Here is a 26,473-nt window from a genome sequence, read left to right on the forward strand (position 1 = left end):
TCAGCCGCCGAGATAGGCCTGGCGCACTGCCGGATTGGCGAGCAGGGCCGCCCCCGTGTCCTGCAGCACCACCCGGCCGTTCTCCAGCACATAGCCCCGATCCGCCAGCTTGAGCGCCTGGTTCGCGTTCTGCTCCACCAGGAAGATGGTCATCCCCTTCTGGCGCAGCTGCTCTATGGTGTCGAAGATCTGCTGGATGATGATGGGGGCCAGCCCCAGGGAGGGCTCGTCCAGCAGCAGCAGACGCGGCTTGCTCATCAGGGCCCGGCCTATGGCCAGCATCTGCTGTTCGCCGCCGGACATGGTGCCCGCCCGCTGCTCCAGCCGCTCGTGCAGCCGTGGGAACAGGGTGAACACCTGATCCAGCAGGGCTGGTTGCTCGGCCTTGTCGACGAAGAAGGCCCCCATCAGCAGGTTCTCCTGCACCGTCAGGCGGGCGAAGATGCGGCGCCCCTCAGGCACCACTGCGATGTCCTTGCGCATGATGCGGGCCGTGCTGAGGGAGTCTATCTGCTCCCCCTCGAACCAGATGCTGCCGCTGCTGGGCTTGGGTTCGCCGCACAGCGTCATCAGCAGGGTGGTCTTGCCGGCGCCGTTGGCGCCGATCAGGGTGACGATTTCCCCCTCTTTTATCTCGACGCTGACGTCGTGCAGCGCCTGGATCTTGCCGTAGTGGGTCGATACGTTGCGAAGTTCTAACATCTTGCTTCCCTAGGGTCTGTTGATGTTTCGGCGCAAGCCGCGTTGCCGCGTCAAATGACGCCAGGCTAGACGCGGGGCGCAGACAATGGCTATTCCCTTGGCAAGTCCCGCAACAACGCATGGCGTCATTTGCCGCGCAACCCGAAGGGACGGGTCCGTTTTTTCGCGTAACGTCGTTACTCGACGGCTCATATGGATCACCAAACTTCGCGCCTCGCGCCTAGTTTCGCGTCAAAACTGACTCCGTCGCGGTCGTGACGAAACGTCAACAGACCCTATGACTCGCCCAGATAGGCCTTGATCACGGCCGGATTGCTGCGGATCTCATCCGGCTTGCCGTGGGCCAGCGGGGTACCCTGGTTCACCACAAAGATGCGGTTGGAGATCTCCATCACCAGTTTCATATCGTGCTCTATCAACAACACTGACACCCCAAACTCGTCCCTCAGGTTGGAGATGAGGTCGTTGAGCTCGTCGGTCTCGTGCGGGTTGAGGCCGGCGGCAGGCTCATCCAGCATCAGCAGCTCGGGCCGGGTCGCCATGCAGCGGGCGATCTCGAGGCGACGCTGCTGGCCATAGGCCAGGTTGCCGGCGGGGCGGTTGGCGAGATCCTTGAGGCCCACCTTCTCCAGCCAGAAGGCGGACTGCTCCAGCCCCTCTTTCTCGGCACGGCGGAAGGCCGGGGTCTTGAACAGGCCGGCGATGAAGCCGGTGTTCAGGTGTCTGTGCTGGGCCACCAGCAGGTTCTCCACCGCCGTCATCTCCTTGAACAGGCGCACGTGCTGGAAGGTGCGCACTATCCCCTTGCGGGCGATGAGGTGGCCGGGCAGCCCCTGGATCTCCTCGCCACGGTAGCGGATGGTGCCGCCGGTCGGACGGTAGAAACCGGTCAGGCAGTTGAAGATGGTGGTCTTGCCCGCCCCGTTGGGGCCTATGATGGAGATCACCTCCCCCTTGTCCACGTCCAGCTTGACGCCGTTGACCGCCAGCAAGCCGCCGAAGCGCATCGACAGATCGGAGACATCGAGCAATTTGTTGTTGGTATCGTTCAGTTTGCTCATTTGCGCAGCTCCATATGGGGTCGGCTCATGGGCAGCAGTCCCTGCGGCCGCCAGATCATCATGAACACCATCAAGAGGCCGAACATCAGCATGCGGTACTCGTTGAACTCGCGGGCCAGCTCAGGCAGCACCGTCATCACGATGGCTGCCAGCACCACCCCGATCTGGGAGCCCATGCCGCCCAGCACCACGATGGCGAGGACGATGGCCGACTCGATGAAGACGAAGGACTCCGGGCTGATGAAGCCTTGGCGCGAGGCGAAGAAGCTGCCGGCGAAGCCCGCGAAGCAGGCGCCTATGGTGAAGGCGGTCAGCTTGATGATGGTGGGGTTGAGCCCCAGGGATTTGCAGGCGATCTCGTCTTCCCGCAGCGCCTCCCAGGCACGGCCCAGCGGCATCCGCAGCAGGCGGTTGATGACGAACAGGGTCGCCACCACCAGCACCAGGGCCATCAGGTAGAGGAAGATCACCTTGTGGTTGGCGTTGTAGGCGATGCCGAAGAAGTCGTGGAAGGTGCCAAAGCCCCCGTCCTTGACGGTGCGGTTGAACTCCAGGCCGCCCAGGGTCGGCTTGGGAATGCCGGAGATCCCGTTCGGGCCGCCGGTTAGCGTGGTCATGTTGTTGAGCAGGATGCGGATGATCTCGCCAAAGCCCAGGGTGACGATGGCCAGATAGTCCCCCCGCAGCCGCAACACAGGGAAGCCGAGCAGGAAGCCGAAGGTGGCCGCCATCAGGCCGGCGATGGGCAGGCACTCCCAGAAGCTCAGACCGAAGTAGGTGTTGAGCAGGGCGTAGCTGTAGGCGCCGACCGCGTAGAAGCCGACGTAACCGAGATCCAGCAGGCCGGCGAGGCCCACCACCACGTTCAGCCCCAGCCCCAGCATGATGTAGATCAGCGCCAGGGTGGCGAGATCGATGGCACCGCGCGAGGCCATGAAGGGCCAGCTGACCGCAAACAGCAGCACCAGGATGGCGGTGAGGTTATAGAGCTTGGGCGCCTCCTCCGGGCTCGGCAGCACCAGCTTGGTGAAGCCGACGGAGAAGCCGCTGATGGAGGCCTGGAACAGGCGACTGATCTGGCCGCGCAGCATCTGGAACCAGAAGACGATGGTGGCGCCCCCCAGCAGCCAGGCCAGGGAGACATCGAGCCGACTCACCACCAGCAGGCTGGAGCCATCGGTCTCCAGCTTGAAGCCGAGCAGCCAGAAGGAGAGCACCAGCAGCATCAGGCTGGCGATGCAGGCATGGATAAATTGTTTTTTCATACCTTCTCGACCTCCGGACGACCCAGGATGCCGGTGGGCATAAAGAGCAACACGAAGATGAGCAGGGCGAAAGCCATCACATCCTTGTACTCGGTGCTGAGGTAACCGGCGGTGAGCGCCTCGACCACGCCGAGCAGCAGGCCGCCGATCACGGCGCCAGGAATGCTGCCGATGCCGCCCAATACCGCTGCAGTAAACGCCTTGAGACCGGCCATAAAGCCGAGGTAGGGGTTGATGACGCCGTAATACATGCCGAGCAGCACGCCCGCGACGGCGGCCAGGGTGGCCCCCAGCACGAAGGTGATGGAGATGACCACGTGGGTGTCTATGCCCAGCAGGTTGGCCATCTTGATGTCTTCCGAACAGGCGCGACAGGCGCGGCCCATGCGGGAGCGGTTGATGAACTGGGTCAGCGCCAGCATGGTGATGAAGGTCACCACGAAGATGATGAGCTGCATGTAGGAGAGGCTGGCCTGGAAGCCGTCCTCACCGCCCAGGGTCCAGCCACCGGAGATCAGGGTGGGCATGGCGATGTCGCGCGAACCCTGTGCCATCCGCATCATGTTCTGCAAGAAGATCGACATGCCGATGGCGGAGATGAGGGGGATGAGGCGATTGCCGCCCCGCAGCGGGCGATAGGCGACCCGCTCTATGGTCCAGCCATAGCTGCCGGTGATGAGGATACTGATCAGAAAGGCGCCGCCCAGCAGCAGCACTGTGCTGTCGATGCCCATCATCATGAGCCCCGCCATCACCATGAAGGCGACATAGGAGCCGATCATGTAGACCTCGCCGTGGGCGAAGTTGATCATGCCTATGATGCCGTAGACCATGGTGTAGCCGATGGCGATCAACGCATAGGTGCTGCCTATGGTCAATCCGTTCAGCAACTGCTGAACCAGATAAAGAAGGTGTTCGGACATACTGCGTTCCCTGTACTTGCCCGCAAAGAAAGGAGGGGGTGACGCTTGTCACCCCCGACCGGCAGATTATTTGACTTGGCTGGAGGTACCGTCGGCGTGCCACTGGAAGACACCGAACTCGAAGCCTTTGAGGTCACCGTTCGGTGCCCAGCTCAGGGGGCCCATGACGGTGTCGATCGGTGCGGCCTTCATGGCGGCAGCCACGGCAGCGGGATCATCCTCGCCCGCCTTGGCGATACCGGCCGCCAGAGCCTGCATGGCCGCGTAGGTGGTCCAGACGAAGGGACCGGAGGAGTCCTGACCCTTGGCCTTGAACGCTTCTACGATGGAGGCGTTGGCAGGCAGCAGATCGTACTTGTTCGGCAGGGTGACCAGCAGGCCTTCGGAGGCCGGGCCGCCGATGGCGGAGATGTCCTTGTTACCCACACCTTCCGGACCCATGAACTTGGCCTTCAGGCCCTTCTCGCCAGCCTGACGCAGGATCAGGCCCAGCTCCGGGTGGTAGCCGCCGTAGTAGACGAAGTCCACGTTCTCTTTCTGCAGCTTGGCGATCAGGGCGGAGAAGTCCTTGTCCCCGGCGGTGATGCCTTCAAAGGCCACTACCTTGACGCCCGCCTTGTCCAGGGCAGCCTTGACGCTGGAGGCGATGCCTTCACCGTACTGCTTCTTGTCGTGGATGACGGCCACGCGCTGGGGTTTGACCTGCTCGATGATGTACTTGGCGGCGGTCGGGCCCTGGTCGCTGTCCAGGCCTATGGTGCGCATGGTCAGCTGGTAGCCACGCTCGGTGATCTTGGGGTTGGTGGAGGCCGGGGTCACCATCAGCACCCCTTCATCTTCATAGATGTCGGAGGCGGGCAGGGTGTTGTCTGAGCAGAGGTGGCCGACCACGAACTTGACGCCGTCGTTGATCACCTTGTTGGCGATGGCCACGGCTTGCTTGGGATCGCAGGCGTCGTCATAGATGACGGCTTCGATCTGCTTGCCCTTGATGCCGCCGGCCTTGTTGATCTGCTCGACCGCCATCTTGCCGCCGGTGAACTGCATGTCACCGTACTGGGCGACCGGGCCGGTCAGGGGGCCGGCGATGCCGATCTTGATGGTATCGGCCGCATTGGCCATGGAGACTGATCCAAACAGAGCCAAAGAAACCGCTGCCCTGACTGCCATTTTGCTCAAGTTATTCATTGATTCGTCCCTTAATCAGTGGATTGTTTCATTTTCCGTGTGTCATTCCGAGCCTGTGTCCCGCCAGCCCGGCAATAGATAAGGTTCTATCATTCCTCACCGTGCAATAACAAGATGTTAAAGATACTAACCGGAACGGGTTGGGTAGGGCTTTTATGAAACAAATGCCCTGCTTAAAATTATATTTTGGAGTTTAATATCGTGGATGTCGATTAACATACTGACAACAAATTGTCACGGTGACAATTTTCAGAGTAAAAAACTGACGATATTTCATTCTGCGTCCGCTCTCATTTTGACCAAATTCCGTTTGCGCAAAAAGAAATGACCGCCTAGATTAGCCAAGATTGACAATTCGCTGGCAGCTCTCGTTAAAACCAAGCCTTTATTCGGGAAATCTGCTACTGTTCCGCCTTTGTTATTCAGGAGACAGAGATGGCCACTATCAAGGATGTCGCCTCCAGGGCAGGCGTATCCATCTCCACCGTCTCACATGTACTCAATCACACCCGTCGGGTCAGCGAAGATGCAACCCAGAAAGTGCTTGAGGCGGTGGCAGAACTCAACTACGCGCCCAATTCGGTAGCGCGCAGCCTCAAGATCAACTCGACCAAGACCATCGGCATGCTGGTCACCACCAGTGCCAACCCCTTCTTCGCGGAAGTGGTGCAAGGGGTGGAAGCCTACTGCTTCGAACAGGGTTACAGCCTGATCCTGTGCAACACCGAGAACCAGCCCCCCCGTCAGCAGCACTATCTGCGCATGCTGATGGAGAAGCGGGTCGACGGCTTGCTGGTGCTGGGGACCGACATCGACACCCCGCTGCGGGACATGCTGCGGATCCACAAGAACGTGCCTCAGGTGGTACTGGACTGGGGAACCGAGTGCGACTTTGCCAACGTGATCAACGACAACGCCCGCATAGGTGCGCGCCTGGCCGTGCGTCATCTGCTGGAGCAGGGTCACACCGAGATCGTCTGCATCACGGGCCAGATCGACAAGCCGACCACCCAGCAGCGGCTGGACGGGGTGCGTGACGCCCTGGGCGAGCATGGCCTGACCCTGAAGGACGAGCAGATCTTCGAAGGGGATTACGAGAGCCAGAGCGGCTACGACGCCATGCAGCGGATCCTGGCCCTGACGCCGCGGCCGACCGCTGTCTTCGCCTTCGACGATCCCATGGCGATCGGCGCCATCTGCGCCGCCTGGGAAGCCGGGGTCAAGGTGCCGGACGACATCTCCATGATCGGCTATGACGACATCGAGATGGCGCGCTTCTCCAGCCCGCCGCTCACTACCATCCGTCACCCCAAGGCCGAGCTGGGCCTGCTGGCGGTGCAGCAGCTGGTGAGCCGGATCCGCAACAAGGAGCTGGAAGTCGAGTCCATGACGGTCCAGCCCGAGCTGATCGTCCGCCGCTCGGTCAAGTCCCTACGCTGATCGCCCGGCCTCGGGCACCACGAAAAACCCCCTCCCTCGCGAGGGGGTTTTTGTTTTTGGGGTCTCAGGCTTTGAGGCCGAGCCGTCTGGCGAGCCGGTGCAGGTTGCCGCCGTCCAGCTCAAGCGCCCGGGCTGTGGCGGCCCAGTTGCCGTCATGGGCGGCCAGGGTCTGCTCTATTATCTGAAGCTGGAAGGCGTCGGTGGCGGCGCGCAGGCCGAGACCGACTGCGACGGGTGGGGCAGGGGGGGTCGTGCTGGCGGCAGGCTGCGGCGAGACCGCCGCCCCCAGATTGAAGTGATGGGCATCCAGGGCCGGGGACTGGCTGCCCTGCTCGGCCCGCGCCAGCACGGCGGCTCTGTGGATGGCGTGCTCGAGTTCCCGCACGTTGCCGGGCCAGTCGTGACCCTCGAGCAGTGCCAGCGCCCCGGGCAGGATGCGCAGCCGCTCCAGCCCCAGGCTGACCCGGCAGCGTTCGCAAAAATAACCGGCCAGCAGGGGGATGTCGCCGGGGCGTTCCCGCAGCGCCGGGGCCTGGATCGGGAAGACGCTCAAACGGTGGTAGAGATCGGCCCGAAACTGCCCCTCGACCACAGCCTGCTTCAGATCCCGGTTGGTGGCGGCCAGGATGCGCACATTGACCTTGAGCGGGGTGTCGTCGCCGATGCGCTGCAGATCCCCGTATTGCAGCACCCGCAACAGCTTGGCCTGCAGCGCCAGCGACAGCTCGCCAATCTCGTCGAGAAACAATGTGCCCTTGTCCGCCAGCTCGAACTTGCCCGCTCGGTTGTGGATGGCGCCGGTGAAGGCCCCCTTCACGTGGCCGAACAGCTCGCTCTCGGCCACCGATTCCGGCAGGGCGGCGCAGTTGAGGTAGACCAGGGGCGCGCTGGCGCGGGGTGAGCCCTGATGCACCGCCTTGGCGATCAGCTCCTTGCCCACCCCCGTCTCCCCCAGGATCAGCACGTTCAGCTCCGAGCTGGCGACCACCTCTATCTCGTGGCGCAGGCGGGCCATGGCGGGGGAGCGGCCTATCATCTCCGGCTGGCCCTCGGCATGGGGGACTGAGGCGAGCGGCTCGCTGCTCTGGCGGGCGAGCCGCTCCAGCAACAGGGCATTGCTGAGGGCGGCGGCGGCCAGGGCCCCCACCAGCCGCAGCTCCTCGTCGCTGATGGCGTCGAACTGGGTCGGGTTCATGCCGTCTATGGTCAGCGCGCCGATCAGGGTCTGATCCGAGAAGAGCGGCAGGCCGACGCAGGCGTGCACCTTGAAGTCGTCGTGATCCGGGATCAGGCCGTCATAGGGGTCGGGCAGGGTGCTGTCGGCGGGGAAGCGCACCACGTCGCCGGCCCGGGCGATGGCCTCCATGCGCGGGTGATCCTTGAGGGCGAAGCGGCGCCCCAGCACGTCCTGCATCAGGCCGTCGATGGCCAGCGGGATGAACTGGCCCCCCTCGAAGCGCAGCAGGGCCGAGGCGTCCGAGTGCAGCAGGCTGCGCACGCTCTGGATCAGGCGGTGGAATCTGTCCTGATGGGAGATGCCGAGTTGCAGGTCGAGGGCGATGCGCGCCAGGCTGTCGGTCGAGATCACGATAATTGTCCAAATGACAGTATGTTTGTGATTTTGACTATATGTCGTGATTGTCTTAATGACAATGACTGGGATTTGTATCCAATAAAAACAATGATTTATAAGTTGGCATGCCTGCTGCAATAGCGAGTTCAGTCGAACATCCACTATTGCATTCGAGGAACTGCCTGATGAGCATTCACGTCAAGAACAACATCCACTGGGTCGGCCAACGGGACTGGGAGGTACGGGACTTCCACGGCACCGAGTACAAGACCCACAAGGGCACCAGCTACAACAGCTATCTCATACGCGAAGGGAAGAACGTGCTGATCGATACCGTCGATCACAAGTTCAGCCGCGAGTTCGTGCAGAACCTGGCGGCCGAGATCGATCTCGCTGCCATCGACTATGTGGTGATCAACCACGCCGAGGAGGATCACGCCGGCGCCCTGACCGAGCTGATGGCCCGCATCCCGGGCACCCCCATCTACTGCACCCACAACGCCATCGACTCCATCACAGGCCACCATCATCACCCGGAGTGGAACTTCCACCCGGTCAAGACCGGTGACAGCCTGGACATCGGCAACGGCAAACAGCTGGTGTTCATCGAGACACCCATGCTGCACTGGCCCGACAGCATGATGACCTACATGACCGAGGATGCTGTGCTGTTCTCCAACGACGCCTTCGGCCAGCACTACTGCGACGAGCACCTGTTCAACGACGAGGTGGATCAGACCGAGCTGATGGAGCAGTGCCAGCGCTACTACGCCAACATACTGACCCCCTTCAGCCCCCTGGTGACCGCCAAGATCAAGGAGGTGCTCGGCTTCAACCTGCCGGTGAGCATGGTGGCCACCTCCCACGGCATCGTCTGGCGCGAGGACCCCACCCAGATCATCCTGAAATACCTGGAGTGGGCCGACCACTATCAGGAAGACCGCATCACCTTGTTTTACGACTCCATGTCCAACAACACCCGCATGATGGCCGATGCCATCGCCCAGGGCATCCACGAGGTGGACCCGGGGGTGGCGGTGAAGATCTACAACGTGGCCCGCCACGACAAGAACGAGATCCTGACCCAGGTGTTCCGCTCCAAGGGGGTACTGGTGGGCTCCTCCACCATGAACAACGTCATGATGCCCAAGGTGGCGGGCATGCTCGAAGAGATCACCGGCCTGCGCTTCCGTAACAAGCGCGCCTCGGCCTTCGGCAGCTACGGCTGGACCGGCGGCGCGGTGGACCGGATCCAGACCCGGTTGATGGATGCGGGCTTCGATATCAGCCTCTCCCTCAAGGCCAAGTGGCGGCCGGATGGCTCGGCGCTGGCCGAATGCCGCGAGCACGGCCGCCGGCTCGCCCGTCAGTGGGCGCTGCACCCGCTGGACGCGCCCCGCCCGATCACCACAACTCAGACAGCCGTGACGCCAGCATTCGTGCCAGCCAAGGCCCCGCAAGCCACAGCGGCTGCCGCCGAATGGGATGACGACCAGGCCATGCTCTGCACCGTCTGCCAGTGGGTCTACGACCCGGCCCAGGGCGAGCCGGATCAGGGGGTGGCGCCGGGCACCCCCTGGGCTCAGGTGCCTGACAGCTTCCTCTGCCCGGGTTGCGGCATCGGCAAGGAGGTATTCGAACCCTGCGCCGTGGAGGCCTGTGTATGAGTGCAGCAACTCAGAGTGACGCCGGCATCAGCCGGGAGATAGTGGTGATCGGCAGCGGCTTCGCCGCCCAGCAGCTAGTCAAGAGCCTGCGCAAGCTGGACGCCGAGCAGCCTATCCGCCTCATCACCGCCGACAGCGGTGACGAGTACAACAAGCCCGACTTGAGCCACGTGGTGAGCCGGGGCTGCGCCGCCGGGGCCATGACCCGCCTTAGCGGCAGCAACTTTGCCGAGCAGCAGCGCATCGCGCTGCTGCCCCATTGCCCCGTGCTTGGCATAGATCCCGTCCGGCGGCTGGTGCTGACCGAGCAGGGCAGCTTCCCCTATGGCCAGCTGGTGCTGGCCACCGGCGCCAGCGCGGCGCGCCCCGAGATACCGGGAAGCGAGCATCTGGTGACCCTCAACAGCCAGCAGGAGTATGCCGCCGCCGAGGGGGCAATCCAGCAGGCTCGCCGCATCCTGGTGCTGGGGGCGGGGTTGATTGGCTGCGAGCTGGCGATGGATATGGCGAGCGATGGCCGCGAGGTCACCTTGCTGGATCTGGCAGACAGCCCCCTCAGCGCCCTGCTGCCCGCCATTCTGACCCAGCCGCTGCAACAGGCGCTGCGCAGTCAGGGGGTCAAGCTGGAGTTAGGGACAGGTCTCGCCAGGATAGATGGCCAGCCGGGGGATGGCTGGCGCGTCACCCTGACCGACGGGCGCATCAGCGAGCAGGATCTGGTGATCGCCGCGATCGGCCTGCGGCCGAATCTGGCCCTGGCCCGCGGGGCCGGGCTGGCAGTGGAGCGCGGTATCCTGGTCGACGATCGGCTGCAGACCAGCGACCCCCATATCTTCGCGCTGGGGGATTGCGTGCAGTGGCAGGGTCAGCTGCTCCCCTTCCTGCAACCCATAGTGCTGGGAGCCAATGCGCTGGCGCGCACCCTGCTCGGCACACCGACCCCGCTGGCCCTGCCGCCCATGCTGGTGAAGGTGAAGACGCCGCGCTACCCGCTGCAGCTGGCGGGTCGTACCCGGGGTGAAGATCTCGCCTGGCAGTGCCGCTGGAACAGCCACGGCATGGTGGCCGAGGCGCACGGCGAAGATGGCAAGCTGTGCGGCTTCGTGGTGGGGGGAGACCAGATGAGCGCCGCCTTCCCGCTGCTGCGTCAGCTGCCCCGTTGATTTCATTTATTGCACCGGCCGGATAGACCCGGCCACGCGAGGAGAACCGATATGGCCCTGCAACTGATACCGTCTCACTGGGTGGTGCGCCGCTCCACCCCCTTCTTCACCCGCCAGAGCGTACCCGCAGCCCTGCTCAGCCACCACAACACCGCGGCCGGGGTATTCGGCCAGCTGTGCGTGATGGAGGGCACCGTCACCTATCACGGCTTTGCCGACGAACAGGCCGAGGAGCCTGAGCTGAGCCTGGTGATCCGGGCCGGGGAGTTTGCCACCAGCCCGCCCCAGTACTGGCACAGGGTCGAGCTGTCGGAGGATGCCTGCTTCAATATCCACTTCTGGGCCGAGCAGGCCGAATCCGACCAGCCGCTGTTCCACAGCCGCAAGGCATAAGGCTCAATCGCGGGCAGGGGCAGGGGCACTGGCCCGAATCTCCCCCTGTGCCTATGCAGATCAAAATAATCAACTCAGATGTTCGTTATCCTGCCCCCATATCCGCATGAGTGCTATGAGGGAGATGCATGAGCCTGATTGAAGCGATGACCATGGCCGCCGGCCTGGCCTATCTGGTGCTGCTGGCGTGGCAGGCGCGATCGGGTTGGCAGTGGCGCCTCGCCCTCGGCCTGCTGCTCATGCTCTGGTTGCTGGCGGCGGACAGCCTGATCTGGCTCGGCATGGGGCTGGTGGCCGGCGTGCTTGCCCTCTGGCACCAGCGGCAGCCGTTGCCCGCCCTCGAGGCGCTCGACAGCCAGTGGCTGCGGGGACGCACACGCCAGCTGCTGTTGCTCTGCTGGGGGCTGGTGACGCTGCAGTACGGCCTGCACACCTGGCAGCTGGGGCAGGGGATACCCCCCTGGCTGGTGCGCCCTGACGTGGTGGACGGCTTCCTGCCCATCGCAGGCGGCCTCGGGCTGCGGGCCTGGCTCGGACAGGGGCTGGTGGATCCGCACCATCCGGCGGCCACCGTCACCGTGCTGGTGCTCTCGTTGTCGGCCCTGCTGCTGGGGCGGGCGTTCTGTGCCTGGTTCTGCCCGCTCGGGCTGGTGGGGGAGTGGTTGCACGGTTTGCGCAGCCGATGGCTGGTGGGGGAGTGGACGCCGCCGCGCTGGCTCGATGTCGTGTTGCGTGGCCAGAAGTTTCTGGTGCTCGCTTTCCTGCTGTTTATCGTGCTGATCGCGGTGCCAAGCGCCGCCCTGCCCGGCTACCTCGCCAGCCCCTACCATCAGGCGGCGGACATGAAGATGGGGGCCTTCTTCTTCAACCTGACCCTGGTCTCGGGTCTGTGCCTTGGCTGGGTGCTGCTGCTCACCGCCAGCTTCCGGCAGGGGTTTTGCCGCTACCTCTGCCCCTATGGCGCCTGGCTGGCCCTGCTCGGCCTGCTGACCCCATGGCGCATTCGCCGTGACCCGGCCCGTTGCCTGCGAAGCGCGGGCCACGACTGCGACAAGTGCAGCCGGGCCTGCCCGTCGCGCATCCAGGTGCACCAGCTCATCGCGGTACGCAGTCTCGAGTGCACCAGCTGCCTGAGCTGCGTGGCTGCCTGCCCCAAGCGGGCAGATGCATTGCACCTGGGCACGCAGGGGCGCCGGCTCGCCCCCCGCCAGTTGCTGGGGCTGCTCTGCCTGTTGCTGCTGGTGTTGCCGCTGCTCGCTTACGGCCTGCTGGAGGTCTGGGTCAGCCAGACGCCGCTGGCGGATCGCTACGAGTTGCTGCAACGGCTGCCCTGGTTGAGCCATTGAGTCGCCGTGTGCGTCGGGGTGGGACAGTGTCCACCCCGTTGCGACGGCGACCTGTATAATTTTCCCCCGGTAAATTGTTAGCGCCATCCCACTTTGCTCATATTGCAATTGATCATATAGCGCTCCCCACCATAATGGACCCTGTTAATTGGCGTTGTTAATTCCAACCAGATGAGCAACAACATGAATATCAAGGTCAGCTATCCCAAGTGGTTTACCCTGGACCATAAAATCGCGTTCTTCTTCCCGCTGTAATTCCCCGCGGCGGCACGGCATGCCTGCCATGCCACTAGCCCGCCTCCATTCCTGAACTGAAATAGCTGCACCCGTCATCGCCTGTTTATTCCGGCGAGGCGATGTCGTGCACCCATTCTCGATATTTCCCACCTGCCGGATATTCTATTTTCGGCGGGGGAAGAGACACATTCTTAATATTTAAATCTGGGGTATTTATATTATGGAAAACTTCAAGCATCTGCCCGAACCCTTCCGTATTCGTGTCATCGAGCCGGTCAAGCGCACCACCCGCGCCTACCGGGAAGAGGCCATCGTCCGCGCCGGCATGAACCCCTTCCTGCTGGACAGCGAAGATGTCTTCATCGATCTGCTGACCGACAGCGGCACCGGCGCCATCACCCAGGACATGCAGGCCGCCATGCTGCGCGGTGACGAGGCTTACAGCGGCAGCCGCAGCTACTATGCCCTGCAGCAGGCGGTGCAGGAGATCTTCGGCTATTCCCTGACCATCCCCACCCACCAGGGGCGCGGCGCCGAGCAGATCTACATCCCCGTGCTCATCAAGAAGCGGGAGCAGGAGAAGGGGCTGGATCGCAAGAAGATGGTGGCGCTCTCCAACTACTTCTTCGACACCACCCAGGGCCACACCCAGATCAACTGCTGCGTGGCGAAGAACGTCTACACCAGGGAGGCGTTCGATACCTCGGTCACCGCCGACTTCAAGGGCAACTTCGATCTGGTGAAGCTGGAGGAGGCCATCCTGGAGGCGGGCCCGGCCAACGTGCCCTACATCGTCAGCACCATCACCTGCAACTCCGCCGGGGGGCAGCCGGTCTCCATCGCCAACCTGAAGGCGGTGTACGAGATCGCCAGAAAGTACGACATCCCCGTCATCATGGATTCCGCCCGCTTCGCGGAGAACGCCTACTTCATTCAGCAACGAGAGCCCGGCTACGCGAACTGGTCAATAGAAGAGATCACCATGGAGTCCTACAAGTACGCGGACGGCCTCGCCATGTCGGCGAAGAAGGATGCCATGGTGCAGATGGGGGGGCTGCTCTGCTTCAAGGACGACAGCATGCTGGACGTCTACACCGAGTGCCGCACCCTGTGCGTGGTGCAGGAGGGCTTCCCGACCTATGGCGGCCTGGAAGGGGGCGCCATGGAGCGCCTGGCGGTGGGCCTGCGGGACGGCATGCGCCAGGACTGGCTGGCCTATCGCATCGGTCAGGTGCAGTACCTGGTGGACGGGCTGGAGGCCATCGGCGTGGTGTGCCAGCAGGCGGGGGGCCATGCGGCCTTCGTGGATGCGGGCAAGCTGCTCCCCCACATCCCGGCGGATCAGTTCCCGGCCCACGCCCTGGCGTGCGAGCTCTACAAGGTGGCGGGCATCCGGGCGGTTGAGATTGGCTCACTGCTGCTGGGGCGGGATCCCGCTACCGGCAAGCAGCACCCCTGCCCGGCGGAGCTGCTGCGCCTGACCATACCGCGCGCCACCTATACCCAGACCCACATGGACTTTGTCATCGAGGCCTTCGGCGAGGTGAAGAAGAATGCCAGGAACGTGAAGGGTCTGGACTTCATCTATGAGCCGGCGGTGCTGCGCCACTTCACCGCTAGGTTGAAGGAGGTCGAGCCTCAGGGCCAGGTGGTCAGCAAGAAGAGTGAAAAATTAATAGAAGCATAACGAGTCAGGGGCACTTAATCAGGTGCCCCATTTTTTTCACAGCTCTGTGAAATTTCGGGAGTGACAACACATGACATCGAAACCATCCGTGACGGGAGGGGCCTGCATCATTGCCAGCGTCTGTGTCGGCGCCGGCATGCTGGGGTTGCCGAGTGCGGGGGCGGGCGCCTGGACCAGCTGGTCCTCGCTCGCCATTATTCTCACCATGATCGTCATGACGGTCTCCGGCTGGATGTTGCTGGAAGCCTTCAAACCCTATGAATTGACCGCCTCCTTCAATTCGGTGACCAAGGATCTGCTCGGTCACAAGATCAACGTCTTCAACAACCTGACCGTCTATTTCGTGGGCGGCATCCTGCTCTATGCCTATATCACCTCCTCGGGTCTGATCCTGAGCGGCCTGCTCGGCATCAACAGCCAGCTGGCGTCCGTCCTGTTCGTGCTGGTCTTCTCCTGCTTCGTCTGGCATTCGACCCGGGCGGTGGATCGCATCTCTGTGGTGCTGATCGCCTTTATGGTGCTGAGCTTCGTGTTCGGGGTGTCGGGCCTTGCCGCCAACATAGACGCGACCATACTGTTCCACTCCCTCACCGAGGAGCTGGGTCAGGCCCCCTATGCCCTGGCCATGCTGCCGGTGGCGCTCACCTCCTTCGGCTACCACCACTCGGTGGCGTCGATGCGGGCCTATTATGGCGAAGAGCAGAAGGCCAAGCAGGCGATCCTGGGGGGTACCCTGATCGCCCTGGCGCTCTACCTGCTGTGGCTGCTCAGCATCTTCGGCAACCTGCCTCGCAATGCCTTCGGCCCCATCATCGCCAAGGGGGGCGACGTCGATGTGCTGCTCGGCGCGCTGGCCTCGGTGATCGAGTCGAAGCGGGTATCCAACGCCATCAACCTCTTCTCCATGGCGGCCATCCTCTCCTCCTTCATCGGGGTGGGCCTGGGGGTGTTCGACTATCTGGCGGATCTGTTCAAGTTCGACAACAGCCGCCAGGGCCGCGCCAAGTCCTGGGGCGTCACCTTCCTGCCGCCCCTGCTGCTCTCCTTGCTGTTCCCGTTCGGCTTCGTGGTGGCCATCGGCTATGCCGGGGCGGCGGCGACCGTCTGGGCCTGCATCATCCCCGCCCTGCTGGCGAAGAAGTCCCGGGAGCTGGCGCCACAAGGGGGCGGCTTCAAGGCCCCCGGCGGTCAGCCCATGGTGGTGGCCGTCATCGTCTTCGGGGTGCTGACGGCCGTCTTCCACCTGATGGCCATGGCGGGCATGCTGCCCATCTATACCGGATGACCTCAACCTTCCGGCAAGCCGACATGGGGCGCCTGCGGGCGCCCCGTGTGGTGTCTGGCGTCTGAACCGCCCCGAACAGATGGCAACGGCCGGATATCCCCCCTGTTTCCCCCCATTTTTCCTCCGGATTTGATACCCGAAGGCATGCAGGGTAAAGTCCCCCGGCGCCAGCACTGGCGAACGCAGGAGAAGCACGGCGGCGCGCCGTGACCAGTCAACAATCCGTTTGGGGGAGTAATGGAACAGAAACCATCGTTGGTGGGCGGGGCATGCATCATTGCCGGCGTCTGTGTGGGAGCCGGTATGTTGGGACTGCCGAGTGCGGGCGCGGGTGCCTGGGGCCTCTGGTCCATGCTCGCGGTGGCGCTGACCATGGTGGTGATGACGGTTTCCGGCTGGATGCTGCTGGAATCCTATCGGGGTTATCCCCTGCGTGTCTCCTTCGATACCGTGACCCGGGATCTGCTGGGGGAGAAGGTCAATGCCCTCAACAACCTGAGCGTCTACTTCGTCGGCGGCATCCTGCTCTACGCCTACATCACCTCGGCCGGTCTCATCATAGATGGCATGACGGGGATGGGCAGCCAGCTGGGCTCCATCCTCTTTACCCTGCTCTTCTCCCTGCTGGTGTGGCACTCCACCCGGGCGGTGGACCGCATCTCAGTGCTGCTGGTGATCCTGATGGGGCTGAGCTTTGCCTTCGGCATCTCTGGCCTGTCGATGAACGTTCGCCTCGACCTGCTGCTCGACCGGGTCGGCAGCGAGACCCACTACGCCCCCTATGCCCTGGTGATGCTGCCGGTGGCGCTCACCTCCTTCGGCTATCACCACTCGGTGTCGTCCATGCGGGCCTACTACGGCGAGGAGCGCCGTGCCAGCCGCGCCATCATGGGGGGCACCGTCATCGCGCTGACCTTCTACCTCATCTGGCTGGTGAGCGTGTTCGGCAACCTGCCCCGCAGCGAGTTCGGCCCGGTGATCGAACAAGGGGGCAACGTGGATGCCCTGCTCAAGGCGCTCGGTTCGGTGATCGAATCCAGGGCGGTGGCCAATGCCCTCAACGCCTTCTCCATGGCGGCCATTCTCTCCTCCTTCATCGGGGTGGGCCTGGGGGTGTTCGACTATCTGGCGGATCTGTTCAAGTTCGACAACAGCCGCGCCGGTCGTGCCAAGTCCTGGGGCGTTACCTTCCTGCCGCCTCTGGTGCTCTCCCTGCTGTTCCCGTTCGGCTTCCTGGTGGCCATCGGCTATGCGGGCGCCGTGGCCACCCTGTGGACCTGCATCATACCGCCGCTGCTGGCCTGGAAGGTGCGCAAGGCGGCGCCCGATGGCAGCGCGGGCTTTCGCGCCCCCGGCGGTATCCTGATGATAGGGCTGGTAATCCTGTTCGGGGTGCTGACCGCCGCCTTCCATCTGCTCAACATGGCGGGGCTGCTGCCTGTCTATACCGGCTGATCGGCATTCCTTGCGATCCGATGTAGAAAAAGCGGCGCCTTCGGGCGCCGTTTTGCCGTGGTCAGCATAGGCAGCTGAGGTCTGACACTTCGCCCGCCGTTTTGCCGTGACTAGTATGAGCAGCTGAGGGCCGACACTTCGCCCGCCATCGAAGCATTGCCCGGGCTATGCCACTACTCTGGAGTCTCTTGTCACCAAGGAGAGTCAGGGATGTACGATATTCACGTGATGCTACCCGATAACCCGGGCACACTGGGGCTGTTCGGGAGCTTGATGGGGCGGGCCGGTGTCAGTCTGGAAGGGGGCGGCATGTTCACCCTGGGGGGCGCAGGCCATGCCCACTTTCTGGTGGAGGATGGTGCCGCTGCGGCCCGGGCCGCCGAACAAGGGGGGCTGGAGGTGGTGGCGGTGCGCGAGGTGCTGGTGCGCCGCCTCAAGCAGGAGGTGCCGGGGCAGCTGGGGGCCATCTGCAGCGCCCTGGGGGAGGCCTCGGTCAACATCATTACCCTGTACAGCGACCATGCCAACCAGCTGATCCTGGTCACCGACGACATCGACAAGGCCCGCAGGGTCACGGCAGAGTGGCAGTGACAGGGGCAAGCAGAGAGTAGCGAGATGAGCAAGCAGGAGAGCCTTGAACAAGGGTTGGCACAGGTGGCGGCCGCCATCGCCGATGGCAGCCGCGCCCGCATGCTGTGCGCCCTGATGGATGGGCGCGCCTGGACGGCCACCGAGCTGAGTCTGGTGGCCGAGGTGTCGGCGTCAACCGCCAGCAGTCACCTGGCCCGGCTCCAGCAGCAGGGGCTGACGGCCTGTGTCAGGCAGGGCAAGCATCGCTACTACCGCATCGCGAGCCATGACGTGGCGCTGGTGGTGGAGCAACTGATGGGGCTGGTGGACATGGGCACGGGGGCGCTCAGGAGCAAGACCCCGGAGCGGCTGCGCTTTGCCCGTAGCTGTTATGACCATCTGGCGGGGGAGCTGGGGGTGAGACTCCATGACGGCCTGATGAGCCAAGGCTGGCTGGAAGTGGAAGGCTATGGACTGACCCCGCAGGGGGAGCAGCATCTGGCCCAGCTTGGCATCGACTGCGTGGCGACCGGCAAGCGCCCCTTCGCCTGCCACTGTCTCGACTGGAGCGAGCGACGCATGCATCTTGGCGGCCAGCTGGGTGCCCGCCTGCTCAATCATATGCTGGACAAGGGGTGGCTGGTGCGCGGGCTTGATAGCCGTGAGCTGACCCTGACCCCCAAGGGGCAACGGCAGTTGCAACGGCAGCTCGGCGTCGTGCTGTGAGGAGTCATGGCCTTGCCGGGGAGGCAACGGCGAGGTGAGAATCGGGATCTCGGCTACAGCTTGATTGATAACGGCTTTTCGATTGCCGCCGCAGGATAGAAAGCCCAGGCATGGTCATCATGCGGGGCTTTTGATTGTGGGCAGATATTGCTTCAGGCGGTCATGGTGGGTTATTCCACCGGGGTCAGACGGAAGCCTTTGCCTTGCATGCACAGGTTGATCAGCTCGGCCTGCTCTTCGTCTTCGATCTTGTTGAGTTTGACCTGATATTGGCACTCGGATAGGGCATCTGTTCTCTGGGCTTCAGAGGCACCCGCTTTCGTATATTCACTGCTGGGAGTGGAAGAGCAAGCGCTCAGCACCATAATGGCGCCAGGAAGGATAAGGTGACGTTTCATGAAAATACCCTTTGTAGGGATGCATATTGAAATGCAGCCAATATGTTGATCTATCAATTGGCCTGGCCTCTATTCCGGCCAATCCATCCAATGGCAGATATTTCGCCATTATATAGACCCCTGGCTTGCGGATATTAACCGGGACTGAATGACGACGCAGAAAGCCATATTCCCTTGCCATCCAATCCGTCACCTCCAAGACCGAACCCCACCGAAAGACACAGGTAGGTCGGCATCTTCTCCTCCCTGCATTGGGAAGCCCTGCATTGGGACACCCACCTAATGCAGTGAATTGGGACACCCATCTGATTGGCGGGATGAATTGGGACACCCACCTGATGGGAAATGGCGGATAACTTGAAAGCCCCGCTCATGTGCAGACTGATTCGAAGGTATGAAACGGTGGTGATAGTGCTAGCTGTGAGCTTGAACGAGCGTCAGTGGCTGCCAGTGGGCAATCAGTGCCCGTGCAACGCCAACGAGTGCCGCTGTCATCGATGGATTGGTAGTGAAGTCGCGAGTTTTTAAGATATCAAGGGCTGGGTTGGTAACATCGTGTCTGGCCACAATGGACCGCGTAGCGCTGGCAGCAAAGCTTGTCGCCAATCGCCCGGATACCGTGGCGCCGAAACAGGGTGACTTGCCCCAACCACTGCCCCTCTTCTATGCCCAGGCGCTGGAGCACAGGTGCGAGATGATGCGGGATATGGCCATGCTTATCGAGGCGAATGGCTCGCCCTGTCCAATCCACCAGCGCCAGATAATCGGCAAAATAGCAGGGGAGCGCCTCTGGCTTACCTTCTCTTGCAAAGGGCAACAGCAAGGGGAGCTTTGTGGCTAGATCAGCGGTTTGCTCGATACGTTGCTGGACGCTGGTGAAGTCGCTCCCCTCCGGTGTGGTTGCGATGCCAGCCCGAATGGGATTGAGGTCGACATAGGTCATGCAGGCCAGCAGTGCCGACTCGGTGAGCAGGGCCTGGCTTTTGAAACGCCCCTCCCAGAAGTGGCCCTTGCAGCCATCTTCCTGATTGGCCTGGCGGGCCAGCGACTCGTTCAGCAAACGCACCAGCCAGCTGATGGAATGGAGACGCTCCCGCCACTGGGCGATCAGCTGGTGCACGACGTCCAGCTCGGGTGCTATCAGTTCCTCCCCCTGATACCAGCGCCGCACCAGCAAGGGCCACTGAAACAGGCGTGACCAGCGTTCAGCCACCTCATGTTCACTCCATTCATGGGCCAGGTTGGCCTGCACCTTGAGTACCAAATGATAGTGATTGCTCATCACGGCATAGGCGCAGATGCCTATGGCAAAGACCTGCGACAGCTGGCCCAGCTTGTCGGCAACCCATTGGCGCCTGTGCTCGTAACTTTGGCCTGAGTGATCATCCTGGCCGCAGAGAAAGGCACGCCGGACGCAGCGGCTGACCACGTGGTAATAGGGCGTATCGGCGAGGCTGATCTGGCGTGAACGGGGGATGGTCATGGAAACCTCCTCGGCAGTGATGCATCAAGCCAAGCAGCCAGCTATGTCGTTGTCAAAAAGGTGGGTGTCCTAGCTTTTTCCGTTGTCAAAAAGATGGGTGTCCTAGCTTTTCCTAGCTTTTCTTTTTTTCCTTTTGCAGCTTTTTGAGGCTTCCGACCCTCTATCGACAAGGCGCCCGGGTGGCGCCTTGTTTTTTGTGCCGCCCGGCTCAGGGACCTGGAGGGGCTATAGTCAGACAGATGGCGCCCGCGAGTCACTGTCTCCGGGCTGCCAGCTTTCGATCACCCCGTCCATCCACCAGACAGCTGCGCCCGGCAGCACGGCCGCCATGGTAGTCAGGCCGTGCGTGATCCTGTTTTGCATCGTATTCACCCAATTGGGAGAGAGATGTTATGTGCAAACACCTATTGGCCCTGGGCGTGCTCGCGGCCATCACCATGACCACGCCGGTTCAGGCCGAAGAGAAGGCCGGTATGCCAGCCATGACAGACGAGGCAATGATCGCCAGTGCCATGGCGGCGGCCCCCGTCAAAGTCGGAGCCGGCGCCACCATAGTGGCCATGGGGGCGGACGGCAAGATGCGCACCCTGCGCGAGGGCGGCAATGGCTTCACCTGCATGCCAGACAACCCGGCCACGCCGGGGCCGGATCCCATGTGCATGGACGCGGCGGCGATGGCCTGGGCCCATGCCTGGATCAGCCACGAGATGCCGCCCAAGGGCAAGATCGGCTTCATGTACATGCTCAAGGGCGGCACCGATGCCAGCAACACCGACCCCTACGCGACCCAGCCCACCACCAGCAACAACTGGCTGCAGACCGGGCCCCACGTGATGATCGTCGGGGCGGATGATGCCTTCTACGACATGTATCCGAAGGGTGCAGATCCGGATACCTCGGCCCCCTACATCATGTGGTCTGGCACCCCTTATCAGCACCTGATGGCGCCAGTGGAGTAAGACATTGTGTGCAGCAGGTCGGCGGCGTCGCTGCCGATCATCAGAAGGCGCCCGTCGGGCGCTTTCTGTATTGGGCTCGTTGGCGGTATGCCTGTGAGACGCGCTGGGTGGCGGGCTCTCATTCCCGATAACGGGCCGAGGTGATGAACTGTCCGAAGGTTTCACACCAGACAATCACGGTGTCGTAACGGGCCGGGTCGACTCCGGCGGGGAGCGGCACGATAAAGTTGTCGAAGGTCCTCACCGGCCCGACATGCACCATCTGCGGCTTCAGGCGGGCGAAGTCTGCCTCGGTCTCGACGAAGGCGGGCGACAAATAGAGCTGGTAGTCGGGGCCCGGCGCCAGCCTGCCCATCAGGCTGATGGCGTCCGGTCCTATGCTCACCTTGCCTTCCCCCCAGTGCAGCCGATCGCTGTCTTTCAGATCCCGGCGAAAGGTGCCGTTAAAGGTCGCCTGTTGCTGACTGGCTGTCACCTGTTCACTGCTCGGTGCGGCAGGTGCTATCAGGATGGGCAGCAGATAGATGCCGGTGGCAAAGCCGGCCGCTCCCACCAGCAGATGGGTGGCCAGCAACAGCGCCAGAGTCTTGCGTTGCATAACGCCTCGGTCGTCGATTAATTGATGGTCATACCCTAACAGCGGCAGCTTCCCATGCCCATACCCGAACGCGGCAGGGGGTCACTCGGTGGGGCGCCGGGCAGCGGAAAAAGCACCATAGCGCGAGCCCTGGCCAAGCGACTGGGCGCCGTCTATCTGGGCATTGATACCATAGAGCAGGCCATTCGTGCCGCTGAGCAGGCGGATAACGAGATGGGGCCAGCCGGTTATGTCGTCGCCTATGGGCTGGCCAGAGAAAACCTGACACTTGGCTCGATCGTCATCACGGATTCCGTTAACCCCATACAGCTCACCCGGGATGCTTACCACGACATTGCCCTCTCGGTCGGGGTGCCCTGTCTCGATGTTGAGGTCGTCTGCTCAAATCCGACGCTACACAGCGAGCGGGTCGAGCACCGGACCGTGGATATCGAGGGGCTGGCGTTGCCGAATTGGCAGGCGGTGCTCGACCGCGATTATGAACCCTGTGACAGGGAGCGCCTGATACTGGATAGCGCCACCCTGTCGGTAGCCCAGAGCGTGGAAAAGATAGTCGCCGCGTTGGGAAAGCCGTTGTAGGTTCGATTAGCGAAGCATAATCGGACGATCGAGGTGCATTTGTCCCGGCTATTGCCGCGAGTCAGGGTTGGTCAGCCGGAGGGGGAAATTCGGCTGGCCGTTATGGCGGGAGAATAGATTTACGCGAACGTCCGATTACGCCTGATGGCTAATCGAACCTACGGATTTTCAATACCCCAGCCTTCATGGAGTAATAATCCTCCCTTTATGGAGACTTGTGAGTTGCAACACGAAAAAACTATAGGTTGATGTTTATATTGAGCTCCCTGTCATTTAAAGGAGGGGTTATGCAAGAAGCTCAATTTATTGATGCAATTCATGCCAAAACAAAAATAAGGCTAACTTTCTTTTCTAAAGAGGACGGTAGGCCCTTAGTGCGTTTATGTGCTCCTATGGACTTCGGCCCCAGTCGCCGAGCTCACAATAAAGACAACCGTTATCATCTTTGGGATTATGAAAGTGATGAGAAGAACCATGTGCTCTCACTTTTGCCAGATCAAGTCTCAAAAATGGAATTTTTAAACCAGAATTTTTGTCCAAGCGAATTTGTGACATGGCCACCAAATTGGTTTGTACCAGAGATTGGGGACAATATAGCTGTCAATACTTGAATATTTCAAAACAAAAACGGCGCCTTAACGGCGCCGTTTTTAATATCCTTACCCAACCAAAATTACTGCAGCAGGAGATATCCGCGACTTGCAGGAACAGGTTGCGCAGGTTGTTCAGCAGCGCCAGACGGTTGGCCTTGAGGGCTTCGTCGTCGGCCATCACCATCACTTCGTTGAAGAAGGTGTCGACCGGCTCGCGCAGGGCGGCTAGACGGGTGAGGGCGGCCTGATAGTCACCGGCAGCAAACAGCGGCGCCAGTTCGGCTTGCAGTTCGGCAACCTGGGTGGCCAGCGCCTTCTCGGCAGCATCGACCAGCAGCTCCGGTTTGACGGCAGTCGGCAACTCGCCTTCCACCTTGGCCAGAATGTTGCTCACGCGCTTGTTGGCAGCAGCCAGTGCCAGGGCGGCATCCAGGCTGCGGAAGTGGCTGACGGCCTTGACGCGACGATCGAAGTCGAGCGGACGGGTCGGGCGGCGGGCCAGTACGGCCAGCACCACGTCGGCACCGATACCTTCGTCCTGATAGGCGGCGCGGAAGCGGCCCAGCATAAAGTCGACCACGTCGGTGACGACGGTGTTGTTGGTCAGCTTGTCGCCGTAGACGCGTACCGCCTCTTCCACCAGTTCAACCAGATCCAGGTCCAGCTGCTTCTCGGTCATGATGCGCAGGGCACCGATGGCGGCGCGGCGCAGGGCGAAGGGATCCTTGTCGCCTTTGGGCAGCATGCCGATGCCGAAGATACCGGCCAGGGTGTCGAGCTTGTCGGCCAGCGCCACGGCGCAGGCTTCCAGAGCGGACGGCAGGGCATCACCGGCGAAGCGCGGCATGTACTGCTCGTTCAGGGCTACGGCCACCACTTCGTCTTCGCCGTCGTGACGGGCGTAGTGCATCCCCATGACACCCTGGGTGCTGGCGAACTCGCCGACCATGTTGGTCATCAGGTCACACTTGGAGAGCAGGCCGGCACGCTTGGCCTGAGCCACGTTGGCGCCGATGCGCTCGGCGATAAAGCCGGCGACGGTCTCGATGCGCTCAACCTTGGCCTTGACTGTGCCCAGCTGTTGCTGGAACAGCACGGTTTCAAGGCGCGGCAGGCGGGAGGCCAGGGTCTGCTTGAGGTCGGTCTTGAAGAAGAACTCGGCGTCAGAGAGACGGGGGCGAACCACCTTCTCGTTGCCGCTGATGATCTGGCTCGGGTCTTTGGACTCGATGTTGGTGACGAAGATGAACTTCGGCAGCAGCTTGCCGTTCTTGTCGTAGACCGGGAAGTACTTCTGGTCACCCTTCATGGTGTGCACCAGCGCTTCAGCGGGAACGGCCAGGAACTTCTCTTCGAAGTTGGCGGTCAGCACTACCGGCCACTCGACCAGTGCGGTCACTTCTTCCAGCAGGGCGTCGTCCAGATCGGCAACGCCACCGAAGGCGGCAGCGGCCGCTTCGGCGTCAGCCTTGATCTTGGCCTTGCGCGCCATAAAGTCGGCAATCACCATGCCGCGCTCCTGCAGGATCTGCGGGTACTGGCTGGCGTTGTCGATGGTGAACTCGGGCTCGCCCATAAAGCGGTGACCGCGGATGGTGCGGGCAGAGTCGATACCCAGAATGTGAGCGGGAACCAGATCCCCATCCAGCAGCAGGGTCACGGTAAAGACCGGACGCACGAACTGGATGGTCTTGTCGCCCCAGCGCATCATCTTGGGGATCGGCAGCTTGGCCAGCGCCTGGCTAACCAGCTCGCCCAACAACTCTTTGGCCGGACGGCCTTCGACCTTGGCGGTGTGAACCAGCCACTCGCCCTTGTCGGTGACCAGACGCTCGGCCTGATCGACGGTGATGCCGTTGCCACGGGCCCAGCCTTCGGCAGCCTTGGTCGGCTTGCCTTCGGCATCGAACGCCTGAGACACGGCCGGGCCGCGCTTCTCGACGCTCTTGCTCGGCTGTTCGCCAGCCAGCTCGTGCACCTTCAGCGCCAGACGGCGCGGTGAGGCAAACCACTCGACGTCGCCGAAGGCCAGATCGGCCTTGGTCAGTTCGCCTTTGAGGTTGTCGGCAAAGGCTTCGGCCAGGGAGCGCAGGGCTTTGGGCGGCAGCTCAGCAGTGCCGATCTCTACCAGAAATGTATGTTGTGCCATGTCCGTTCCTTAACCTTGCTTGTTCTCTGTGCGCTGACACATAGGGAAGCCCAGCGCTTCGCGGGAGGCGTAGTAGGCCTCTGCCACGGCCTTGGTCAGGGTGCGAATGCGCAGGATGTAGCGCTGACGTTCGGTGACCGAGATGGCCTTGCGGGCATCCAGCAGGTTGAAGGAGTGAGCGGCCTTGAGGATGCGCTCGTAGGCAGGCAGCGGCAGCGGTTTTTCCAGTGCCAGCAGGTGCTGGGCTTCCTTCTCGTACTGCTCGAAGCAGTGGAACAGGAACTCCACGTCGGCGTGTTCGAAGTTGTAGGTGGATTGCTCCACTTCGTTCTGGTGGAAGACATCGCCGTAGGTGGTCTTGCCCAGCGGGCCGTCAGACCAGACCAGATCGTAGACGCTGTCTACGCCCTGAATGTACATGGCCAGACGCTCGAGACCGTAGGTGATCTCGCCGGTGACCGGCTTGCACTCGAGGCCGCCGACCTGCTGGAAGTAGGTGAACTGGGTCACTTCCATGCCGTTCAGCCACACTTCCCAACCCAGACCCCAGGCACCCAGGGTCGGGTTTTCCCAGTTGTCTTCCACGAAGCGGATGTCGTGGATTTCGGGATCCATGCCCAGCTCTTTCAGGGAGCCCAGATAGAGTTCCTGAATGTTGTCGGGGGAAGGCTTGATGATCACCTGGAACTGGTAGTAGTGCTGCAGGCGGTTCGGGTTCTCGCCGTAGCGGCCGTCAGTGGGACGGCGGGACGGTTGTACGTAAGCGCAGGCGATGGGCTCCGGGCCCAGGGCGCGCAGGCAGGTCATGGGGTGGGAGGTACCGGCACCCACTTCCATATCCAGCGGCTGAATGATGGTACAGCCCTGGCGGGACCAATAGTCCTGCAACTGCAGGATCAGGCCCTGAAAGGTTTTGACATCGAATTTTTGCATAGTGTTTTTCGCGCGAAATGAAATCAGAGCAAGATTTGCTGAATGTGAACCGAGGGAGTATACCGTCTGGCATGGTCGGATAATAGGCGAAATTACAGAG

The 26,473-nt window shown here is 62.2% G+C and carries 24 protein-coding genes and 1 pseudogene; 14 read left to right on the forward strand and 11 right to left on the reverse strand.

The annotated features are described in order from the left end of the window. From ACWPWQ_RS04190 to ACWPWQ_RS04210, 5 genes are all read right to left on the reverse strand, one after another. Window positions 1-702 carry an ABC transporter ATP-binding protein gene (locus ACWPWQ_RS04190; protein ID WP_025328819.1) on the reverse strand — a complete coding sequence of 234 codons (702 nt, stop codon included), beginning with the start codon at window positions 700-702 and terminating at the stop codon, window positions 1-3. 275 nt (window positions 703-977) lie between these two features. Then, a complete protein-coding gene (livG, locus tag ACWPWQ_RS04195; protein WP_139438547.1) occupies window positions 978-1,763 on the reverse strand; it encodes a high-affinity branched-chain amino acid ABC transporter ATP-binding protein LivG in 786 nt (261 codons plus the stop codon). Then, the gene (locus tag ACWPWQ_RS04200) at window positions 1,760-3,028 is read right to left on the reverse strand and encodes a high-affinity branched-chain amino acid ABC transporter permease LivM (RefSeq protein ID WP_139438550.1); all 1,269 of its coding nucleotides are present in this window, start codon (window positions 3,026-3,028) and stop codon (window positions 1,760-1,762) included. Before ACWPWQ_RS04200 ends, livG begins: the two co-directional genes overlap by 4 nt. Beyond that, window positions 3,025-3,951 (reverse strand): high-affinity branched-chain amino acid ABC transporter permease LivH, encoded by a 927-nt coding sequence (gene livH, locus ACWPWQ_RS04205; RefSeq protein WP_139438553.1) that lies wholly within the window; start codon window positions 3,949-3,951, stop codon window positions 3,025-3,027. The genes ACWPWQ_RS04200 and livH overlap by 4 nt, the downstream gene beginning before the upstream one ends. Window positions 3,952-4,017: 66 nt before the next feature. Then, entirely contained in the window at window positions 4,018-5,139 is a 1,122-nt protein-coding gene (locus ACWPWQ_RS04210; protein WP_162519276.1) for a branched-chain amino acid ABC transporter substrate-binding protein, read from the reverse strand. Between the two features lie 435 nt (window positions 5,140-5,574). Here ACWPWQ_RS04210 and ACWPWQ_RS04215 point away from each other — a divergent pair, with 435 nt between their 5' ends. Beyond that, the gene (locus tag ACWPWQ_RS04215) at window positions 5,575-6,579 is read left to right on the forward strand and encodes a substrate-binding domain-containing protein (protein WP_025328814.1); all 1,005 of its coding nucleotides are present in this window, start codon (window positions 5,575-5,577) and stop codon (window positions 6,577-6,579) included. Between the two features lie 64 nt (window positions 6,580-6,643). Here the strand turns inward: ACWPWQ_RS04215 and norR are convergent, their stop codons facing one another. Then, on the reverse strand, window positions 6,644-8,167 hold the full coding sequence (gene norR / locus ACWPWQ_RS04220) for a nitric oxide reductase transcriptional regulator NorR (protein WP_454009075.1): 1,524 nt from the start codon (window positions 8,165-8,167) through the stop codon (window positions 6,644-6,646). Window positions 8,168-8,337: 170 nt separating this feature from the next. Between norR and norV the strand changes: the two genes are divergently transcribed. From norV to ACWPWQ_RS04270, 10 genes are all read left to right on the forward strand, one after another. Continuing rightward, window positions 8,338-9,819 (forward strand): anaerobic nitric oxide reductase flavorubredoxin, encoded by a 1,482-nt coding sequence (gene norV, locus ACWPWQ_RS04225; RefSeq protein ID WP_454009076.1) that lies wholly within the window; start codon window positions 8,338-8,340, stop codon window positions 9,817-9,819. Beyond that, a complete protein-coding gene (gene norW, locus ACWPWQ_RS04230) occupies window positions 9,816-10,982 on the forward strand; it encodes an NADH:flavorubredoxin reductase NorW (protein WP_454009077.1) in 1,167 nt (388 codons plus the stop codon). Before norV ends, norW begins: the two co-directional genes overlap by 4 nt. A gap of 51 nt (window positions 10,983-11,033) precedes the next feature. Further along, window positions 11,034-11,375: a DUF1971 domain-containing protein gene (locus tag ACWPWQ_RS04235; protein WP_454009078.1), complete on the forward strand. Its 342-nt coding sequence runs from the start codon at window positions 11,034-11,036 to the stop codon at window positions 11,373-11,375. Between the two features lie 128 nt (window positions 11,376-11,503). Then, window positions 11,504-12,721: a 4Fe-4S binding protein gene (locus ACWPWQ_RS04240; RefSeq protein ID WP_454009079.1), complete on the forward strand. Its 1,218-nt coding sequence runs from the start codon at window positions 11,504-11,506 to the stop codon at window positions 12,719-12,721. A gap of 183 nt (window positions 12,722-12,904) precedes the next feature. Then, window positions 12,905-12,976: a tryptophanase leader peptide gene (tnaC, locus tag ACWPWQ_RS04245; protein WP_223302601.1), complete on the forward strand. Its 72-nt coding sequence runs from the start codon at window positions 12,905-12,907 to the stop codon at window positions 12,974-12,976. A 202-nt stretch (window positions 12,977-13,178) separates the two neighbouring features. Beyond that, entirely contained in the window at window positions 13,179-14,645 is a 1,467-nt protein-coding gene (gene tnaA / locus ACWPWQ_RS04250) for a tryptophanase (RefSeq protein ID WP_454009080.1), read from the forward strand. Between the two features lie 70 nt (window positions 14,646-14,715). Then, entirely contained in the window at window positions 14,716-15,930 is a 1,215-nt protein-coding gene (locus tag ACWPWQ_RS04255; protein WP_454009081.1) for an aromatic amino acid transporter, read from the forward strand. A gap of 237 nt (window positions 15,931-16,167) precedes the next feature. Then, complete coding sequence (locus ACWPWQ_RS04260; protein ID WP_454009082.1) at window positions 16,168-17,385, forward strand: aromatic amino acid transporter; 1,218 nt, start codon at window positions 16,168-16,170, stop codon at window positions 17,383-17,385. A gap of 210 nt (window positions 17,386-17,595) precedes the next feature. After that, entirely contained in the window at window positions 17,596-17,976 is a 381-nt protein-coding gene (locus tag ACWPWQ_RS04265) for an amino acid-binding protein (protein ID WP_268435818.1), read from the forward strand. A gap of 24 nt (window positions 17,977-18,000) precedes the next feature. After that, entirely contained in the window at window positions 18,001-18,681 is a 681-nt protein-coding gene (locus ACWPWQ_RS04270; RefSeq protein WP_454009083.1) for an ArsR/SmtB family transcription factor, read from the forward strand. A 170-nt stretch (window positions 18,682-18,851) separates the two neighbouring features. Here ACWPWQ_RS04270 and ACWPWQ_RS04275 read toward each other — a convergent pair whose 3' ends face one another. After that, entirely contained in the window at window positions 18,852-19,079 is a 228-nt protein-coding gene (locus tag ACWPWQ_RS04275; protein WP_265435867.1) for a putative periplasmic lipoprotein, read from the reverse strand. A gap of 532 nt (window positions 19,080-19,611) precedes the next feature. Further along, a complete protein-coding gene (locus ACWPWQ_RS04280) occupies window positions 19,612-20,562 on the reverse strand; it encodes a transposase (RefSeq protein WP_454009084.1) in 951 nt (316 codons plus the stop codon). Window positions 20,563-20,954: 392 nt separating this feature from the next. Here ACWPWQ_RS04280 and ACWPWQ_RS04285 point away from each other — a divergent pair, with 392 nt between their 5' ends. After that, on the forward strand, window positions 20,955-21,521 hold the full coding sequence (locus ACWPWQ_RS04285; protein ID WP_236661812.1) for a hypothetical protein: 567 nt from the start codon (window positions 20,955-20,957) through the stop codon (window positions 21,519-21,521). Window positions 21,522-21,639: 118 nt separating this feature from the next. Here the strand turns inward: ACWPWQ_RS04285 and ACWPWQ_RS04290 are convergent, their stop codons facing one another. Further along, the gene (locus ACWPWQ_RS04290) at window positions 21,640-22,119 is read right to left on the reverse strand and encodes a DM13 domain-containing protein (protein WP_454009085.1); all 480 of its coding nucleotides are present in this window, start codon (window positions 22,117-22,119) and stop codon (window positions 21,640-21,642) included. A gap of 54 nt (window positions 22,120-22,173) precedes the next feature. Here ACWPWQ_RS04290 and ACWPWQ_RS04295 point away from each other — a divergent pair, with 54 nt between their 5' ends. Then, a complete protein-coding gene (locus ACWPWQ_RS04295) occupies window positions 22,174-22,698 on the forward strand; it encodes an AAA family ATPase (RefSeq protein ID WP_454009086.1) in 525 nt (174 codons plus the stop codon). A 287-nt stretch (window positions 22,699-22,985) separates the two neighbouring features. Then, window positions 22,986-23,309 carry a hypothetical protein gene (locus ACWPWQ_RS04300; protein WP_454009087.1) on the forward strand — a complete coding sequence of 108 codons (324 nt, stop codon included), beginning with the start codon at window positions 22,986-22,988 and terminating at the stop codon, window positions 23,307-23,309. Window positions 23,310-23,382: 73 nt separating this feature from the next. Here the strand turns inward: ACWPWQ_RS04300 and glyS are convergent. After that, window positions 23,383-25,440: pseudogene (gene glyS / locus ACWPWQ_RS04305) on the reverse strand (glycine--tRNA ligase subunit beta); the annotation flags it as partial. A 9-nt stretch (window positions 25,441-25,449) separates the two neighbouring features. Next, a complete protein-coding gene (gene glyQ, locus ACWPWQ_RS04310; protein ID WP_139438622.1) occupies window positions 25,450-26,373 on the reverse strand; it encodes a glycine--tRNA ligase subunit alpha in 924 nt (307 codons plus the stop codon). Window positions 26,374-26,473: the final 100 nt, after the last annotated feature.

The organism is Aeromonas sp. Marseille-Q7275 (assembly GCF_965119515.1).

What these genes read in the sequence shown, in the direction of transcription:
- ACWPWQ_RS04210 (WP_162519276.1), bottom strand. Translation starts at nt 5,139, where the DNA reads ATGAATAACTTGAGCAAAATGGCAGTCAGGGCAGCGGTTTCTTTGGCT.
- ACWPWQ_RS04260 (WP_454009082.1), top strand. Translation starts at nt 16,168, where the DNA reads ATGGAACAGAAACCATCGTTGGTGGGCGGGGCATGCATCATTGCCGGC.
- tnaA (WP_454009080.1), top strand. Translation starts at nt 13,179, where the DNA reads ATGGAAAACTTCAAGCATCTGCCCGAACCCTTCCGTATTCGTGTCATC.
- ACWPWQ_RS04235 (WP_454009078.1), top strand. Translation starts at nt 11,034, where the DNA reads ATGGCCCTGCAACTGATACCGTCTCACTGGGTGGTGCGCCGCTCCACC.
- ACWPWQ_RS04295 (WP_454009086.1), top strand. Translation starts at nt 22,174, where the DNA reads ATGCCCATACCCGAACGCGGCAGGGGGTCACTCGGTGGGGCGCCGGGC.
- ACWPWQ_RS04255 (WP_454009081.1), top strand. Translation starts at nt 14,716, where the DNA reads ATGACATCGAAACCATCCGTGACGGGAGGGGCCTGCATCATTGCCAGC.
- ACWPWQ_RS04240 (WP_454009079.1), top strand. Translation starts at nt 11,504, where the DNA reads ATGAGCCTGATTGAAGCGATGACCATGGCCGCCGGCCTGGCCTATCTG.
- norW (WP_454009077.1), top strand. Translation starts at nt 9,816, where the DNA reads ATGAGTGCAGCAACTCAGAGTGACGCCGGCATCAGCCGGGAGATAGTG.
- ACWPWQ_RS04215 (WP_025328814.1), top strand. Translation starts at nt 5,575, where the DNA reads ATGGCCACTATCAAGGATGTCGCCTCCAGGGCAGGCGTATCCATCTCC.
- ACWPWQ_RS04265 (WP_268435818.1), top strand. Translation starts at nt 17,596, where the DNA reads ATGTACGATATTCACGTGATGCTACCCGATAACCCGGGCACACTGGGG.
- ACWPWQ_RS04200 (WP_139438550.1), bottom strand. Translation starts at nt 3,028, where the DNA reads ATGAAAAAACAATTTATCCATGCCTGCATCGCCAGCCTGATGCTGCTG.
- ACWPWQ_RS04190 (WP_025328819.1), bottom strand. Translation starts at nt 702, where the DNA reads ATGTTAGAACTTCGCAACGTATCGACCCACTACGGCAAGATCCAGGCG.
- livG (WP_139438547.1), bottom strand. Translation starts at nt 1,763, where the DNA reads ATGAGCAAACTGAACGATACCAACAACAAATTGCTCGATGTCTCCGAT.
- ACWPWQ_RS04285 (WP_236661812.1), top strand. Translation starts at nt 20,955, where the DNA reads ATGTGCAAACACCTATTGGCCCTGGGCGTGCTCGCGGCCATCACCATG.
- ACWPWQ_RS04270 (WP_454009083.1), top strand. Translation starts at nt 18,001, where the DNA reads ATGAGCAAGCAGGAGAGCCTTGAACAAGGGTTGGCACAGGTGGCGGCC.
- glyQ (WP_139438622.1), bottom strand. Translation starts at nt 26,373, where the DNA reads ATGCAAAAATTCGATGTCAAAACCTTTCAGGGCCTGATCCTGCAGTTG.
- ACWPWQ_RS04280 (WP_454009084.1), bottom strand. Translation starts at nt 20,562, where the DNA reads ATGACCATCCCCCGTTCACGCCAGATCAGCCTCGCCGATACGCCCTAT.
- ACWPWQ_RS04290 (WP_454009085.1), bottom strand. Translation starts at nt 22,119, where the DNA reads ATGCAACGCAAGACTCTGGCGCTGTTGCTGGCCACCCATCTGCTGGTG.
- ACWPWQ_RS04300 (WP_454009087.1), top strand. Translation starts at nt 22,986, where the DNA reads ATGCAAGAAGCTCAATTTATTGATGCAATTCATGCCAAAACAAAAATA.
- ACWPWQ_RS04275 (WP_265435867.1), bottom strand. Translation starts at nt 19,079, where the DNA reads ATGAAACGTCACCTTATCCTTCCTGGCGCCATTATGGTGCTGAGCGCT.
- livH (WP_139438553.1), bottom strand. Translation starts at nt 3,951, where the DNA reads ATGTCCGAACACCTTCTTTATCTGGTTCAGCAGTTGCTGAACGGATTG.
- norV (WP_454009076.1), top strand. Translation starts at nt 8,338, where the DNA reads ATGAGCATTCACGTCAAGAACAACATCCACTGGGTCGGCCAACGGGAC.